The following is a 14,509-nucleotide window of genomic DNA, read 5'->3' as shown; positions in this document are numbered from 1 at the left end:
GCTTTTTCGTCCTATTCTCAACAGAACGCACCGGCCAGGAAATTTCACATTTTGCCAGCGAAAGTGGCGCGCCGGGCAGCGTTTGATCATGCTAGCTGCAGTTAATCGATTTGCCGGAGAACGCCATGAAGCGCACGCACATCCTTACCGAAGCCGATGTTACGCCGGAAAGCATTTTTAATCTGCGCCGCCGCCAGGTGCTGAAAGCGCTGGGGCTTGGCGCTGCCGCGGCCAGTCTGCCCGGCGGCGCACAGGCCGATGTGCTGAGCTGGTTTAAGGGCAATGACAGGCCGCCGGCGCCTGCCGGACGCGATCTGCAGTTCAGTAAACCGGCCCAGTGGCAGGCGGACCTGCCGCTGACACCGTTTGATAAAGTCGCTGGCTACAACAACTTCTACGAATTTGGTCTCGACAAAGCCGATCCTGCCGCCAATGCCGGCACGCTGAAAACTGACCCGTGGCAATTGCGCATTGAGGGCGAAGTGGCGAAGCCGATGACGCTGGATATGGACGACATCTTCAAACGCTTCGCCATGGAGCAGCGTATCTATCGCATGCGCTGCGTTGAAGCCTGGTCGATGGTGATTCCCTGGGTAGGCTTTGAACTCAACAAGCTGCTGAAGCTGGCTGAACCCACCAGCAATGCCCGCTATGTCGCCTTCCAGACGCTATACGCGCCCGATCAGATGCCGGGACAAAAGGACCGCTTTATCGGCGGCGGGCTGGATTATCCCTATGTTGAAGGCTTGCGGCTGGACGAAGCGATGCATCCGCTGACGCTGCTCAGCACCGGCGTTTACGGCAAAGCGCTGCCGCCGCAAAACGGCGCGCCGATTCGCCTGACGGTGCCGTGGAAATATGGCTTTAAAGGGATTAAGTCGATCGTCAAAATTACCCTGACGCACGATCGTCCGCCTACCACCTGGAGCCAGATCGCCGCTAATGAGTATGGCTTCTACGCTAACGTGAATCCGCACGTCAACCACCCGCGCTGGTCGCAGGCGACTGAGCGCTTTATCGGTGCGGGCGGCATTCTCAAGGTGGAACGCCAGCCGACGCTGCTGTTCAACGGTTATGCTAAAGAGGTGGCCTCGCTGTATCGCGGTCTCGATTTACGGGAGAACTACTGAGTGCGCCTGACATTACGCCACGTTACGCTGCTGAAAGTGGTGCTGCATCTGGCGGCGTTTCTGCCGCTGGTGTACCTGTTTCTGGCGGCAAATCAGGGCTGGCTGAGCGCCGATCCGGCGAAAGATATCCAGCATTTTACCGGCCGCATGGCGCTGAAGCTGCTGCTGGCGACGCTGCTGGTGAGCCCGCTGACGCGTTATCTGAAGCAGCCGCTGCTGATTCGTACCCGCCGGCTGCTCGGCCTGTGGTGCTTTGCCTGGGCCTGTCTGCATCTCACCAGCTACTATCTGCTGGAACTGGGTTACGATCATCTGCGATTACTCGGCAGTGAGATTGTCTCGCGCCCCTATTTGTTACTGGGCATGATCAGCTGGATTATTCTGTTTGCTCTCGCCATCACCTCTTTTCAGCGCGCCCAACGCAAACTGGGACGCCGCTGGCAAACGCTACACAACGGCATCTATCTGGTCGCGATCCTCGCGCCTGTCCACTATCTTTGGTCAGTGAAAGTGCTGTCACCGCAGCCGTGGATTTATGCGCTACTGGCGCTGGCGCTGTTAGGCTGGCGTTACAATAAGTTGCGTAAACTTCTGCGCCGATAATTCCCGCAAGGTTGTTTTCCTGCTGCGAGATCTGTTAAAAGGTGTGGCCTTCGGGCCTCGCCGGATCAACTTCGCAGATAAGACCAGTATTTTGCTGCGAATTGCCTCGAAACGGATATAATGCCCGGCTTTATTGCAAGCGAAGTCTTCTTTTTCACTCTGAAGAGTGACAAATGAAGGATGTCGCGGTATTTTACGCGATGCCTCACTGATTGCAGGAGATAGCCGCAAGATGGCGCATAAATTTCACATACTGCTGTTAAACGGACCCAACCTGAACCTGTTGGGAACGCGCGAGCCTGACAAGTATGGTCACACGACGCTGGCGCAGATTGTCAGCGATCTGACGCAACAGGCCGACCAGCACCATGTGAAATTGAGTCATTTGCAATCGAATGCGGAATACCAGCTGATTGATCGTATTCACGAAGCCCGCGGCAACGTCGATTACATCATCATCAACCCGGCTGCGTTTACGCACACCAGCGTTGCCCTGCGCGATGCGCTGTTGGCGGTTAGCATTCCTTTTATTGAGGTGCATCTCTCTAATGTGCATGCACGCGAACCGTTCCGACATCACTCCTATCTTTCCGATGTATCTGCCGGCGTCATCTGCGGACTGGGCGCCGACGGCTACTCGTGGGCTTTACAAACGGCCGTAAAACGCCTGTCACATTCCAATTAAACAGAGTACGGAACCACACTCATGGATATTCGTAAAATTAAGAAACTGATCGAACTGGTTGAAGAGTCCGGCATCGCTGAGCTGGAAATCTCTGAAGGCGAAGAGTCGGTTCGCATCAGCCGTTCACCTGCCAATGTCGGTTACCCAATGATGCAGCAGGCTTATGCTGTTCCGACTCCACAGCCTGCGCTGGCTGCTGCGGTTGCACCTGCTGCTGCGCCTGTCGCTGCAGAAGCGGCTAAACCTGAAGTCAGCGGCCACATCGTGCGTTCGCCGATGGTCGGTACCTTCTATCGCACCCCAAGCCCGGACGCCAAAGCGTTTGTGGAAGTGGGTCAGAAAGTGAACGCTGGCGACACCCTGTGCATCGTTGAAGCGATGAAAATGATGAACCAGATCGAAGCCGATAAATCCGGCGTTGTGAAGGCGATCCTGGTGGAAAGCGGCCAGCCGGTTGAATTCGACGAGCCGCTGGTCGTCATCGAATAACGAGGCGAAGCATGCTGGATAAAATTGTCATTGCTAACCGTGGTGAGATTGCGCTGCGCATTCTGCGTGCCTGTAAAGAACTGGGCATCAAGACTGTGGCGGTACACTCCACGGCAGACCGCGACCTGAAGCACGTGCTGCTGGCGGACGAAACCGTCTGCATCGGCCCGGCGCAGTCGGTCAAAAGTTATCTTAATATCCCGGCGCTGATCTCCGCCGCCGAAATCACCGGCGCGGTTGCGATCCACCCGGGCTACGGCTTCCTCTCTGAGAACGCCGATTTCGCCGAGCAGGTTGAGCGCTCTGGCTTTATCTTCATCGGTCCGAAAGCCGACACCATTCGCCTGATGGGCGACAAAGTGTCAGCGATCAACGCGATGAAAAAAGCCGGCGTACCGACCGTACCAGGCTCCGACGGTTCGCTGACCGACGACATGGAGAAAAACCGTGCCATCGCCAAGCGCATCGGCTACCCGGTGATCATCAAAGCCTCTGGCGGCGGCGGCGGTCGCGGTATGCGCGTTGTGCGCAGCGACAAGGATCTTGAGCAGTCCATCAACATGACGAAAGCGGAAGCCAAAGCGGCTTTCAACAACGACATGGTGTACATGGAGAAATTCCTCGAGAATCCACGCCACATCGAGATTCAGGTTCTGGCCGACGGTCAGGGCAACGCCATCTATCTGGCCGAACGTGACTGCTCCATGCAGCGCCGCCACCAGAAAGTGGTCGAAGAAGCGCCAGCACCGGGCATCACGCCAGAACTGCGTCGCTACATCGGCGAGCGCTGCTCTAACGCCTGCGTGGAGATCGGCTATCGCGGTGCCGGTACGTTCGAGTTCCTGTATGAAAACGGTGAGTTCTACTTCATCGAGATGAACACCCGTATTCAGGTGGAACATCCGGTCACCGAGATGATCACCGGCGTCGACCTGATCAAAGAGCAGCTGCGTATTGCTGCCGGTCAGCCGCTGTCAATCAAACAGGAAGATGTGGTGGTGCGCGGTCATGCGGTCGAGTGCCGTATCAACGCCGAAGACCCGAACACCTTCCTGCCGAGCCCGGGCAAGATCACCCGTTTCCACGCGCCAGGCGGTTTTGGCGTGCGCTGGGAATCGCACATCTATGCCGGCTACAGCGTGCCGCCGTATTACGACTCAATGATTGGTAAGCTGATCACCTACGGCGAAAACCGTGACGTGGCTATCGCGCGCATGAAAAATGCGCTGGCGGAACTGATCATCGACGGCATCAAGACTAACGTCGATCTGCAGATGCGCATCATGACCGACGAAAACTTCCAGCAGGGTGGTACTAACATCCACTATCTGGAGAAAAAACTCGGCCTGCACGAGAAGTAAGCGCAGCGCAGAGCAATGCAGAGGCCGGTTAAACCGGCCTTTTTCATTTTTGTTGCCTTTGAGGTTGCATGATGGATGGGCGTTTTTTGCAAGCTAACAAAGAGGCGCGCTGGTCGCTGTACCTGACGCTGGCGTACCTCGCCGTCTGGGGCGTGTCCGCATGGCTCGGCGGCACACAAAGCGGTTTCACCGGTTTACCGCGCTGGTTTGAGTTCTCCTGCGTGTTCGCGCCCGTGCTATTCATTGGCCTGTGCTGGCTGATGGTGCGCGTGGTGTTCCGCGATATGTCTCTGGAGGACCACGATGGAAACTGAAATCATTCTGCCACTGCTGGCCTATCTGGTGCTGATTGCCGGGCTGTCGGTGTTTGCCATGCGCAAACAGCGCCACGGCAACTTCCTGAGTGAGTATTTCCTCGGCAGTCGCTCGATGGGCGGTTTTGTGCTGGCGATGACCATCACCACCACTTACATCAGCGCCAGCTCATTTATTGGCGGGCCGGGCGCGGCGTATAAATACGGCCTGGGCTGGGTACTGCTGGCGATGATCCAGGTGCCGGCGGTCTGGCTGTCGCTCGGCGTGCTGGGCAAAAAATTCGCGATTCTGGCACGACGCTACAACGCGGTGACGCTCAATGACATGCTGTATGGCCGCTACCGCAGCCCGCTGCTCATCTGGCTGGCCAGTATCAGCCTGCTGGTGGCGTTTATTGGTGCCATGACGGTACAGTTCATCGGCGGCGCGCGCCTGCTGGAGACGGCCGCCGGTATTCCTTATGACACCGGGCTGCTGATTTTTGGCGGCACCATCGCACTGTATACCGCGTTTGGCGGCTTTCGCGCCAGCGTGCTCAACGATGCCATGCAAGGGCTGGTGATGCTGATTGGCACCTTCCTGCTACTGTTTGCCGTCATCCATCAGGCAGGTGGACTGGCAACGGCGGTCACCAAACTGCGCAGCATTGATCCGCAGCTGGTGTCACCGGAAGGCGTCGGCAACGTCATCAATCCGACCTTCCTCAGCTCGTTTGCCGTGCTGGTGTGCTTTGGCGTGATTGGGCTGCCGCATACCGCCGTGCGCTGTATTTCCTACAAAGACAGCAAAGCGCTACACCGCGGTATCATCCTTGGCACCATCGTGGTGGTGATCCTGATGCTCGGCATGCATCTGGCCGGCGCACTCGGCCGCGCGGTACTGCCGAATCTGGCAATTCCGGATCGCGTGATCCCGACGCTGATGATCACCGTGCTGCCACCGATGGCGGCTGGCGTGTTCCTCGCGGCGCCAATGGCGGCGATCATGTCGACGATTAATGCGCAGCTGCTGCAATCGTCCGCTACGCTGATCAAAGATCTTTACCTGCGTATCGCGCCGCAGCACAGCGAGAACGAGGCGCGTCTGCGGCTGCTCTCCGGCACCATCACCTTTGTGCTCGGTCTGCTGCTGCTGCTGGCGGCCTGGAATCCGCCAGATATGATTATCTGGCTCAACCTGCTGGCGTTCGGTGGCCTTGAAGCGGTCTTTCTGTGGCCGCTGGTGCTGGGACTGTACTGGGAGCGCGCCAATGCGGCGGGCGCCATCAGTGGCATGGTGGTGGGGGCCGGATGCTATACGCTGCTTGCCAGCCTGAAAATCGAACTGTGGGGCTTTCACCCTATCGTGCCATCGTTGACATTAAGCCTGCTGGCCTTCCTGGTGGGTAATCTGTTCGGCAGCGCGCCTGATGCTCGCGATGCTGCCCTGGAATAAAAGAGAAACGCTATGCCATGGATTCAAATCAAAATTAACAGCACCGGCGAGCACGCCGAAACCCTCAGTGATGCGCTGATGGACGCCGGTGCGGTGTCGGTCACCTTTCAGGACACGCACGACAACCCGGTGTATGAGCCGCTGCCCGGTGAAACCCGCCTGTGGGGCGATACCGATGTGACTGGCCTGTTCGACGCGGAAACCGCCATGGACGACGTAGTGGCCGAACTGAGCCAGCATCCGCTGCTGGGATCGGGTTTCCGCCATAAGATCGAACAAATCGAGGATAAAGACTGGGAGCGCGAATGGATGGATAACTTCCATCCGATGCGCTTCGGTGAACGCCTGTGGATCTGCCCCAGCTGGCGCGACGTGCCGGATCCGGATGCGGTTAACGTGATGCTTGATCCCGGTCTGGCCTTTGGTACCGGCACCCATCCCACCACGTCGCTGTGTCTGAGCTGGCTGGATGGTCTCGATCTGCAGGGCAAAACGGTGATCGATTTCGGCTGTGGCTCCGGCATTCTGGCCATCGCCGCGCTGAAACTCGGCGCAGCTCAGGCGATCGGCATTGATATCGATCCGCAGGCGATCCAGGCCAGCCGCGATAACGCGGAGCGCAACGGCGTGGCCGACCGCCTGTCGCTGTATCTGCCGCACCAGCAGCCGGAAAACCTGCAGGCGGATGTGGTGGTCGCCAATATCCTCGCCGGTCCGCTGCGTGAACTGGCGCCGCTGATTGGCGTGCTGCCGAAAGCCGGCGGCCATCTCGGTCTGTCCGGCGTGCTGGCCAGCCAGGCGGAAAGCGTGTGTGAAGCCTATGCGGAGCGCTTTGCGCTGGACGCCGTGGCGGAAAAAGAGGAGTGGTGTCGCATCACTGGCGTGCGCCGCTAACCGACGAATGGGCCAGCAACTGCTGGCCCGATTTCCCCCGCCTGAGACCTGTCTCAAATCCCCGCCAGCCCCGTTTTCCTGCCGTTTCTTTACATTGAAATCAGTAGACTGCTGCACCAGGCGATAGCGCTATCCCTGTTAACCGTGCCGTGCGCGGCACATAACATTGATATATCGCTTAGTGAATAAATGATGATGAAAAGCAAACACACACTGATCGCTCTGCTGCTGGCAGCAGCGCCTTTTGCTCACGTTCAGGCTGCCGCCTGGGATTACGCACAGCCACAGCAGTGGGGCGACCTGTCCCCTGATTTTCACGTCTGCAAGCAGGGCGTGAATCAGTCACCGATTGATATTCGCCAGGCGCTGCATGCCAGTCTGCCGGCGCTGACGCTGGAACTGCAGGCGCGCCAGGCCGCCATTGTTAATAACGGCCACACCGTGCAGATCAACCTGCAGCAGGGCGATACGCTGACGCTGGACGGCGAGACCTTCACGCTGAAGCAGTTTCACTTCCACACCCCGAGCGAAAACCTGATCGACGGCAAACGCTATCCGCTTGAGGGCCACTTTGTATTCAGTGACGAGCAACAGCAGCTGGCGGTAATCGGGGTAATGTTCGAAGCCGGTGCGGCAAATCCGGTGCTGACGACGCTGCTGGATACGCTGCCGGCGCAGGTCAATCAGCCGGCTACGCTGCAGCAGGATGTCGATATTACGCCACTGCTACCCGCCGATCGCCGTTACTACCGCTTCAGCGGTTCACTCACCACGCCACCGTGCAGTGAAGGCGTGCGCTGGCTGGTGATGAAGCAACCGGTAACGGCTTCCGCACAGCAGCTGCAGGCGTTTAGCGCGGTGCTGGGTGAACACGGTAACAGCCGCCCGGTGCAGCCGCTCAATGGCCGGCTGGTGGTTGAGTAACGAAATACTCACTAAACGTAAATAAACCGTTCACTTTTCAATCAAATCACCGCCATTTCTCTTGCCGATTCGCGGAAGTGGCGGTTTTTATGTTGTGATTCAGCGCATATTTTTGGAAAAACTTTTGCTCACAATTTCAGCGTATTTTTGTAATACACTGAATTTAAACAAGTAATGATCAATACCCCGCTGCTAAGCCCCATTTCCCTGATCTTAAACGGCGAATTGTTCAAAGTTTGGCCTTTCATCTTCCGGAAAAAATGCGTAATATACGCCGCCTTGCGAACAGTTAGGGTCACTTCTTTTTCATGCGCATTGGACATCACCAGCTACGTAATCGACTCATCGCTGCGCCTATGGCCGGAGTTTCCGACAAGCCATTTCGCACCCTGTGTTATGACAACGGCGCCGGTATGACTGTCTCCGAGATGCTGTCATCGAACCCGGAAGTCTGGGCCAGTGACAAATCGCGTTTGCGTATGGTGCATAGTGACGAGCCCGGTATTCGCGCCGTGCAAATTGCGGGTTGCGATCCCGATGAGATGGCCGCCGCCGCGCGCATTAATGTTGCGTCCGGTGCACAGGTTATCGACATCAACATGGGCTGCCCGGCTAAAAAAGTGAATCGTAAGATGGCAGGTTCAGCGCTGCTGCAGCATCCGCAGCTGGTGGAGTCAATCCTCCGTGCGGTGGTGAACGCAGTCGATGTACCGGTTACGCTGAAGATTCGCACCGGCTGGGACAAAGAAAATCGTAATTGTGTAGAGATTGCCCAATTGGCTGAACGCTGTGGTATTCAGGCCCTGACCATTCATGGCCGCACGCGCGCCTGTTTGTTTGAAGGGCAAGCTGAATACGACAGCATTCGGACAGTTAAGCAGAGCGTCGCTATTCCGATTATCGCGAATGGTGACATTACTGACCCGCACAAAGCCAGGGCAGTGCTCGACTACACCGGAGCCGATGCTCTGATGGTGGGACGCGCTGCTCAGGGAAGACCGTGGATCTTCCGGGAAATCCAGCATTATCTGGACACAGGGGAGCTGCTGGCACCGAAGCCGCTGGCTGAAGTGAAGCATATGCTGATTGGACACATACGGGAGCTGCACGACTTTTACGGTCAGCGCAAGGGATACCGTATTGCCCGAAAACACGTTTCCTGGTATTTGCAGGAAAGTGCCCCTGACGACCAGTTTCGGCGCACATTCAACGCCATAGAGGATGCCAGCGAACAGCTGGAGGCGTTGGAGGCATACTTCGAAAATCTTGCGTAAACGAAATAAAGAGCTGAAAGAACTATGTTCGAACAACGCGTAAATTCTGACGTACTGACCGTTTCTACCGTTAACTCACAGGATCAGGTGACGCAAAAGCCTCTGCGTGATTCGGTTAAACAGGCACTGAAGAACTATTTTGCTCAACTGAACGGTCAGGATGTAAGTGACCTGTATGAGCTGGTACTGGCTGAAGTCGAGCAGCCTCTGTTGGACATGGTGATGCAGTATACCCGTGGCAACCAGACCCGCGCTGCCCTGATGATGGGCATCAACCGCGGTACGCTGCGTAAGAAGCTGAAAAAATACGGCATGAACTAAGCGTTCTGGTTCCTTGCTGCGATAACGCCAGCCTTTGGGCTGGCGTTTTTGTTGCTGCTATTTGTGCGTTAACACCGCGTGAAACGATTATCGTCAAAATGGTAACGATAGTTGCAATCGCCGGCGTGATAGCTCATCTCTCTCAGGGCCGCTGCCCTGCCCTGTTTTTGCGCAGAAAAAAACCTCCCGCTCGCCCCTCAGCCCGCTTTGTTTGTGATCCTGAACCGCTTCAGCGGTAATTCCACTTTGCCGTACACCTGTTCATGAGCGTTAGCTCACACTGCTTCCATATAGTGAAACTTTTTGCACTATTTGTGATCGTGGCGACTCGTCATGCTGCCTTTTGGTGCGCGATAGTAGCGACAACTTTCCGGATACGTCCGTTTATTAAAAGATCTTTCCAGTGAATTCAGGATTCTGCAAACCTGGCATCAGCTTTGCAGTGTCGTGGATGGCTAAACGCCACAGAAAGAAATAAGCGCACAGTAAAGTGCGCGCAAACATAACAACACACGATCTCGCCACACAGGATGCTTTATGAAAAAGATGATGCTTTCCACCCTGATTGCTGCCGCCTCGCTGTTCGCCATGACCCAGCAGGCGCACGCAGGCACCACGCTGGACGCCATTAAGAAGAAAGGGTTTATACAGTGCGGTATCAGCGATGGTCTGCCAGGGTTCTCCTACGCTGACGCCAGCGGCAAATTCACCGGTATCGATGTTGACGTGTGCCGCGCCGCTGCCGCTGCGGTCTTCGGCGATGCCAGCAAAGTAAAATACACCCCGCTGACCGCCAAAGAGCGCTTCACTGCGCTGCAGTCAGGCGAGGTGGATATCCTGTCGCGTAACACCACCTGGACCTCATCACGTGATGGCGGCATGGGCTTCCTGTTCGCCGGCGTAAACTATTATGACGGCATCGGCTTCCTGACCCATAAGAAAGCCGGTCTGAAAAGCGCCAAAGAGCTGGATGGTGCCACCGTGTGTATCCAGGCCGGTACCGATACCGAGCTGAACGTGGCCGACTACTTTAAAGCTAACAAAATGCAGTATACGCCGGTCACCTTCGACCGCTCTGATGAGTCCGCTAAAGCGCTGGATAGCGGCCGCTGCGATACCCTCTCTTCTGACCAGTCACAGCTGTATGCGCTGCGCATCAAGCTGGGCAAGCCGGATGACTTTATCGTACTGCCAGAAGTGATTTCGAAAGAGCCGCTGGGCCCGGTCGTGCGTCGCGGTGATGATGACTGGTTCACCATCGTGAAATGGTCGCTGTTCGCCATGCTGAATGCGGAAGAGATGGGCATCAGCTCGAAGAACGTTGATGAGATGGCGGCGAAGCCAACCACGCCAGATATGGCACACCTGCTGGGCGCAGAGGGTGATTTCGGTAAAGACCTGAAGCTCGACAACAAGTGGGCGTACAACATCATCAAGCAGGTTGGCAACTATCAGGAAGTGTTCGATCGTAACGTTGGTAAAGACAGCGCGCTGAAAATTGCACGCGGCCAGAATGCGCTCTGGAACCAGGGCGGCATCCAGTACGCTCCACCAGTGCGTTAATTGTCTCCTGCCAGTCGGGCACCGCATCCTGCGGTGCCCACGCGTATTCTTCACTGAGGTTTTAACATGTCGCAACGCCCAACCGTGAAAAGGGATTTTTCGTTCGGTAATCCTACGGTTCGCGCCTGGCTTTACCAGATTGTCGCGATTGTGGCGGTGTTTGCTGTGGTGGGTTATCTGATCCACAACACGGTGATCAACCTTGCCAATCGCGGTATCACCTCCGGCTTTGGCTTTCTTGAGCGCAATGCCGGTTTCGGCATCGTCCAGCATCTGATCGATTACAGCGAAGGCGATACCTACGCGCGCGTGTTTATGGTCGGGTTAACCAACACCCTGCTGGTCTCCGCGCTCTGTATTGTCTTCGCCTCCATCCTCGGCTTCGCCATCGGTCTGGCGCGCCTGTCGGATAACTGGCTGCTGCGCAAGCTGTCGACCATTTATATCGAGACGTTCCGTAATATCCCGCCGCTGCTGCAAATCTTCTTCTGGTACTTTGCCGTGCTGCGCAATCTGCCGGGCCCGCGTCAGGCGCTGAACGCGTTCGATCTGGCTTTTGTCAGCAACCGCGGTTTGTATATACCGTGGCCGGAGTATGCACCCGGCACCTGGCCATTCCTGATCGCGCTGGCGATTGCCATCGCCGCCAGCGCCGCGCTGTTCCGCTTTAACCGCAAGCATCAGCTGAAAACCGGTCAGCTGCGCCGCACCTGGCCCGCTGCGGCCGGTTTAATTGTGCTGCTGCCGCTGATCGCCCATACGCTGTTTGGTGCCGCCACGCACTGGGATGTGCCCGAGCTGCGCGGTTTCAACTTCCGCGGTGGCTTTGCCATGATTCCGGAACTGGCAGCGCTGACGCTGGCACTGTCGATCTACACCTCTTCCTTTATTGCTGAGGTGATTCGCGCCGGGATTCAGTCAGTACCGCATGGTCAGAGCGAAGCGGCACGTTCGCTCGGGCTGCCCAACCCGGTTACGCTGCGTCAGGTGATCATTCCGCAGGCGATGCGCGTGATTATCCCGCCGCTCACCAGCCAGTACCTTAACATCGTAAAAAACTCCTCGCTGGCGGCCGCGATCGGCTATCCGGATATGGTGTCGCTGTTTGCCGGCACCGTACTGAATCAGACCGGCCAGGCAATTGAAACCATTGCCATCACCATGGCGGTTTATCTGATTATCAGTCTGCTCATTTCGCTGCTGATGAACCTCTATAACCGCAAAATTGCGCTGGTTGAGCGTTAAGAGAACGGAACCATTATGTCTGTGACCACACACGAAACGCCGCCGGTGTCGGGCAATCCACTGGGTAAAGCCTGGCTCTGGGCGCGTAAAAACCTGTTCTCCAGCTGGCTGAATACGCTGCTCACGTTACTCAGCCTGTGGATTATCTGGAGCGTTATCCCGCCGGCGCTGAACTGGTTGATCTTCCAGGCTAACTGGATTGGCGAAACCCGTGCGGACTGTACGAAAGCGGGCGCCTGCTGGGTCTTTATCCACGCACGCTTTGGCCAGTTCATGTACGGGCTCTATCCGCATGAGCTGCGCTGGCGCATCAATCTGGCGCTGGTGATTGGCCTGCTGTCGATTGTGCCGATGTTTATCAAATCCATGCCGCGCCGCGGCCGCTATATCGCCTGCTGGGCGGTGATCTATCCGGTCGTCGTCTGGCTGCTGCTGTATGGCGGCTATTTCGGGCTGGACCGCGTGGAAACGCGCCAGTGGGGCGGCCTGACGCTGACGCTGATTATCGCATCTGTCGGCATTGCCGGGGCGCTGCCGCTCGGCATTCTGCTGGCGCTGGGTCGTCGCTCTAAAATGCCGGTGGTGCGTACCCTGTCGGTGATTTTCATTGAGTTCTGGCGTGGCGTACCGCTGATTACCGTGCTGTTCATGTCTTCAGTGATGCTGCCGCTGTTTATGGCGGAGGGCACCACCATCGATAAACTGGTGCGAGCACTGGTTGGCGTGATCCTGTTCCAGTCGGCGTATGTCGCGGAAGTGGTGCGCGGCGGGCTGCAGGCATTGCCGAAAGGCCAGTACGAAGCAGCCGAGTCGCTGGCGCTTAGCTACTGGAAAACCCAGGCGCTGGTGATTTTACCGCAGGCGCTCAAGCTGACCATTCCTGGTCTGGTGAATACCATCATCGCGCTGTTTAAAGATACCAGCCTGGTGATCATCATCGGCCTGTTCGATCTGTTCAGTAGCGTGCAGCAGGCAACCGTCGACCCTACGTGGCTGGGTATGTCGACCGAGGGCTATGTTTTCGCTGCACTGGTCTACTGGATTTTCTGTTTTAGCATGTCGCGCTATAGCCAGTATCTGGAAAAGCGCTTTCACACCGGGCGTAAATCGCACTGAGGTTTTACATGACACAAACTATGACAACGGCGGCCAACGCCATGATGATTACGCTCGAAAACGTGAATAAATGGTACGGGCAATTCCACGTACTGAAAGATATCAACCTGCAGGTGAAACCGCGCGAGCGTATCGTATTGTGCGGCCCTTCCGGTTCCGGTAAATCCACTACCATTCGCTGCATCAACCATCTGGAAGAGCATCAGCAGGGACGGATTGTCGTGGATGGTATTCACCTGAATGATGACGTACGCAATATTGAACGCGTGCGCACTGAAGTCGGCATGGTATTTCAGCACTTCAATCTTTTCCCGCATCTGACCGTCCTGCAGAACTGCACGCTGGCACCAATATGGGTACGCAAGATGCCAAAGAAAGAGGCCGAAGAGCTGGCGATGCACTATCTGCAGCGCGTGCGCATTGCTGAGCATGCCCATAAGTTTCCCGGGCAGCTCTCTGGCGGGCAGCAGCAGCGTGTGGCCATCGCCCGTTCGCTGTGTATGAAGCCGAAGATTATGTTATTCGATGAGCCCACCTCCGCGCTCGATCCTGAGATGGTTAAAGAGGTGCTGGATACCATGATCGGTCTGGCGGAAGACGGGATGACGATGCTGTGTGTGACGCATGAGATGGGCTTTGCGCGTACGGTTGCCGATCGGGTGATCTTCATGGATCGCGGTGAAATCGTGGAGATGGCGCCGCCGGAAGAGTTCTTTGCGAATCCGAAATCCGAGCGGACCCGGGCGTTTCTGTCGCAGGTTATCCACTAAGCGAACCCGATTAGCCGCATCATTCAGCCCTTGCCAGCCTGGCAGGGGCTTTTTTTATGCCTGTGGATTTTATTGAGCGTTTTTATTGAGATAAAGGTCATCGCGGAAAACAAAAAAGCCCTGAACAAATGTTCAGGGCTTTCGTGTTTGATGCCTGGCAGTTCCCTACTCTCGCATGGGGAGACCCCACACTACCATCGGCGCTACGGCGTTTCACTTCTGAGTTCGGCATGGGGTCAGGTGGGACCACCGCGCTGTTGCCGCCAGGCAAATTCTTTTAAACCGAACTCATGCCATAACTGGTGCTGATACCCAGAGTCGAACTGGGGACCTCACCCTTACCAAGGGTGCGCTCTACCAACTGAGCCATATCAGCACACTAAAT

General features: G+C 56.5%; 15 protein-coding genes, 1 tRNA gene and 1 rRNA gene. 15 read left to right on the top strand and 2 right to left on the bottom strand.

The annotated features are described in order from the left end of the window. Positions 1-125 precede the first annotated feature (125 nt). The 15 genes from msrP to OXR61_RS12675 all read left to right on the top strand — a co-directional run bounded on the left by msrP (position 126) and on the right by OXR61_RS12675 (position 14,124). Positions 126-1,130, top strand: a complete 1,005-nt coding sequence (msrP, locus tag OXR61_RS12745) for a protein-methionine-sulfoxide reductase catalytic subunit MsrP (protein WP_021508154.1) — start codon at positions 126-128, stop codon at positions 1,128-1,130. After that, positions 1,131-1,733 (top strand): protein-methionine-sulfoxide reductase heme-binding subunit MsrQ, encoded by a 603-nt coding sequence (gene msrQ / locus OXR61_RS12740; protein ID WP_021508155.1) that lies wholly within the window; start codon positions 1,131-1,133, stop codon positions 1,731-1,733. It abuts the gene before it with no gap. Between the two features lie 232 nt (positions 1,734-1,965). Next, positions 1,966-2,418, top strand: a complete 453-nt coding sequence (gene aroQ / locus OXR61_RS12735) for a type II 3-dehydroquinate dehydratase (protein WP_021508156.1) — start codon at positions 1,966-1,968, stop codon at positions 2,416-2,418. Between the two features lie 21 nt (positions 2,419-2,439). Continuing rightward, positions 2,440-2,907, top strand: coding sequence for an acetyl-CoA carboxylase biotin carboxyl carrier protein (accB, locus tag OXR61_RS12730; protein ID WP_021508157.1), 468 nt, complete (start codon positions 2,440-2,442; stop codon positions 2,905-2,907). A gap of 11 nt (positions 2,908-2,918) precedes the next feature. Next, positions 2,919-4,268 carry an acetyl-CoA carboxylase biotin carboxylase subunit gene (gene accC, locus OXR61_RS12725; RefSeq protein ID WP_021508158.1) on the top strand — a complete coding sequence of 450 codons (1,350 nt, stop codon included), beginning with the start codon at positions 2,919-2,921 and terminating at the stop codon, positions 4,266-4,268. Positions 4,269-4,339: 71 nt separating this feature from the next. Beyond that, entirely contained in the window at positions 4,340-4,582 is a 243-nt protein-coding gene (locus OXR61_RS12720) for a YhdT family protein (protein ID WP_021508159.1), read from the top strand. Then, positions 4,572-6,017 (top strand): sodium/pantothenate symporter, encoded by a 1,446-nt coding sequence (gene panF / locus OXR61_RS12715; RefSeq protein WP_021508160.1) that lies wholly within the window; start codon positions 4,572-4,574, stop codon positions 6,015-6,017. The genes OXR61_RS12720 and panF overlap by 11 nt, the downstream gene beginning before the upstream one ends. A gap of 12 nt (positions 6,018-6,029) precedes the next feature. Continuing rightward, positions 6,030-6,911 carry a 50S ribosomal protein L11 methyltransferase gene (gene prmA / locus OXR61_RS12710; RefSeq protein WP_021508161.1) on the top strand — a complete coding sequence of 294 codons (882 nt, stop codon included), beginning with the start codon at positions 6,030-6,032 and terminating at the stop codon, positions 6,909-6,911. A 195-nt stretch (positions 6,912-7,106) separates the two neighbouring features. Then, positions 7,107-7,835, top strand: coding sequence for a carbonic anhydrase family protein (locus OXR61_RS12705; protein ID WP_031279827.1), 729 nt, complete (start codon positions 7,107-7,109; stop codon positions 7,833-7,835). A 308-nt stretch (positions 7,836-8,143) separates the two neighbouring features. Beyond that, on the top strand, positions 8,144-9,109 hold the full coding sequence (dusB, locus tag OXR61_RS12700; protein WP_040679767.1) for a tRNA dihydrouridine synthase DusB: 966 nt from the start codon (positions 8,144-8,146) through the stop codon (positions 9,107-9,109). Between the two features lie 24 nt (positions 9,110-9,133). Then, positions 9,134-9,430 carry a DNA-binding transcriptional regulator Fis gene (fis, locus tag OXR61_RS12695; protein WP_003855228.1) on the top strand — a complete coding sequence of 99 codons (297 nt, stop codon included), beginning with the start codon at positions 9,134-9,136 and terminating at the stop codon, positions 9,428-9,430. A 537-nt stretch (positions 9,431-9,967) separates the two neighbouring features. Further along, complete coding sequence (locus OXR61_RS12690; protein WP_021508164.1) at positions 9,968-10,993, top strand: amino acid ABC transporter substrate-binding protein; 1,026 nt, start codon at positions 9,968-9,970, stop codon at positions 10,991-10,993. Between the two features lie 66 nt (positions 10,994-11,059). Then, the gene (locus tag OXR61_RS12685; RefSeq protein ID WP_021508165.1) at positions 11,060-12,238 is read left to right on the top strand and encodes an amino acid ABC transporter permease; all 1,179 of its coding nucleotides are present in this window, start codon (positions 11,060-11,062) and stop codon (positions 12,236-12,238) included. 15 nt (positions 12,239-12,253) lie between these two features. Beyond that, positions 12,254-13,354 (top strand): amino acid ABC transporter permease, encoded by a 1,101-nt coding sequence (locus tag OXR61_RS12680; protein WP_021508166.1) that lies wholly within the window; start codon positions 12,254-12,256, stop codon positions 13,352-13,354. A gap of 8 nt (positions 13,355-13,362) precedes the next feature. Then, complete coding sequence (locus tag OXR61_RS12675) at positions 13,363-14,124, top strand: amino acid ABC transporter ATP-binding protein (RefSeq protein ID WP_031279829.1); 762 nt, start codon at positions 13,363-13,365, stop codon at positions 14,122-14,124. Between the two features lie 152 nt (positions 14,125-14,276). On the opposite strand, the gene rrf is transcribed toward OXR61_RS12675, so the two are convergent. Both rrf and OXR61_RS12665 read right to left on the bottom strand, forming a co-directional pair. Continuing rightward, positions 14,277-14,392 (bottom strand): 5S ribosomal RNA (gene rrf, locus OXR61_RS12670). A 32-nt stretch (positions 14,393-14,424) separates the two neighbouring features. Beyond that, positions 14,425-14,500: transfer RNA gene (locus OXR61_RS12665), tRNA-Thr, on the bottom strand. Between the last annotated feature and the right edge of the window lie 9 nt (positions 14,501-14,509).

The organism is Pantoea sp. GM_Pan_4, assembly GCF_026541005.1.
Classification (GTDB): domain Bacteria; phylum Pseudomonadota; class Gammaproteobacteria; order Enterobacterales; family Enterobacteriaceae; genus Pantoea; species Pantoea dispersa.
This window is presented reverse-complemented; position numbering and strand designations above follow the sequence as displayed.

What these genes read in the sequence shown, in the direction of transcription:
- msrP (WP_021508154.1), top strand. Translation starts at nt 126, where the DNA reads ATGAAGCGCACGCACATCCTTACCGAAGCCGATGTTACGCCGGAAAGC.
- aroQ (WP_021508156.1), top strand. Translation starts at nt 1,966, where the DNA reads ATGGCGCATAAATTTCACATACTGCTGTTAAACGGACCCAACCTGAAC.
- accB (WP_021508157.1), top strand. Translation starts at nt 2,440, where the DNA reads ATGGATATTCGTAAAATTAAGAAACTGATCGAACTGGTTGAAGAGTCC.
- accC (WP_021508158.1), top strand. Translation starts at nt 2,919, where the DNA reads ATGCTGGATAAAATTGTCATTGCTAACCGTGGTGAGATTGCGCTGCGC.
- OXR61_RS12720 (WP_021508159.1), top strand. Translation starts at nt 4,340, where the DNA reads ATGGATGGGCGTTTTTTGCAAGCTAACAAAGAGGCGCGCTGGTCGCTG.
- panF (WP_021508160.1), top strand. Translation starts at nt 4,572, where the DNA reads ATGGAAACTGAAATCATTCTGCCACTGCTGGCCTATCTGGTGCTGATT.
- prmA (WP_021508161.1), top strand. Translation starts at nt 6,030, where the DNA reads ATGCCATGGATTCAAATCAAAATTAACAGCACCGGCGAGCACGCCGAA.
- OXR61_RS12705 (WP_031279827.1), top strand. Translation starts at nt 7,107, where the DNA reads ATGAAAAGCAAACACACACTGATCGCTCTGCTGCTGGCAGCAGCGCCT.
- dusB (WP_040679767.1), top strand. Translation starts at nt 8,144, where the DNA reads ATGCGCATTGGACATCACCAGCTACGTAATCGACTCATCGCTGCGCCT.
- fis (WP_003855228.1), top strand. Translation starts at nt 9,134, where the DNA reads ATGTTCGAACAACGCGTAAATTCTGACGTACTGACCGTTTCTACCGTT.
- OXR61_RS12690 (WP_021508164.1), top strand. Translation starts at nt 9,968, where the DNA reads ATGAAAAAGATGATGCTTTCCACCCTGATTGCTGCCGCCTCGCTGTTC.
- OXR61_RS12685 (WP_021508165.1), top strand. Translation starts at nt 11,060, where the DNA reads ATGTCGCAACGCCCAACCGTGAAAAGGGATTTTTCGTTCGGTAATCCT.
- OXR61_RS12680 (WP_021508166.1), top strand. Translation starts at nt 12,254, where the DNA reads ATGTCTGTGACCACACACGAAACGCCGCCGGTGTCGGGCAATCCACTG.
- OXR61_RS12675 (WP_031279829.1), top strand. Translation starts at nt 13,363, where the DNA reads ATGACACAAACTATGACAACGGCGGCCAACGCCATGATGATTACGCTC.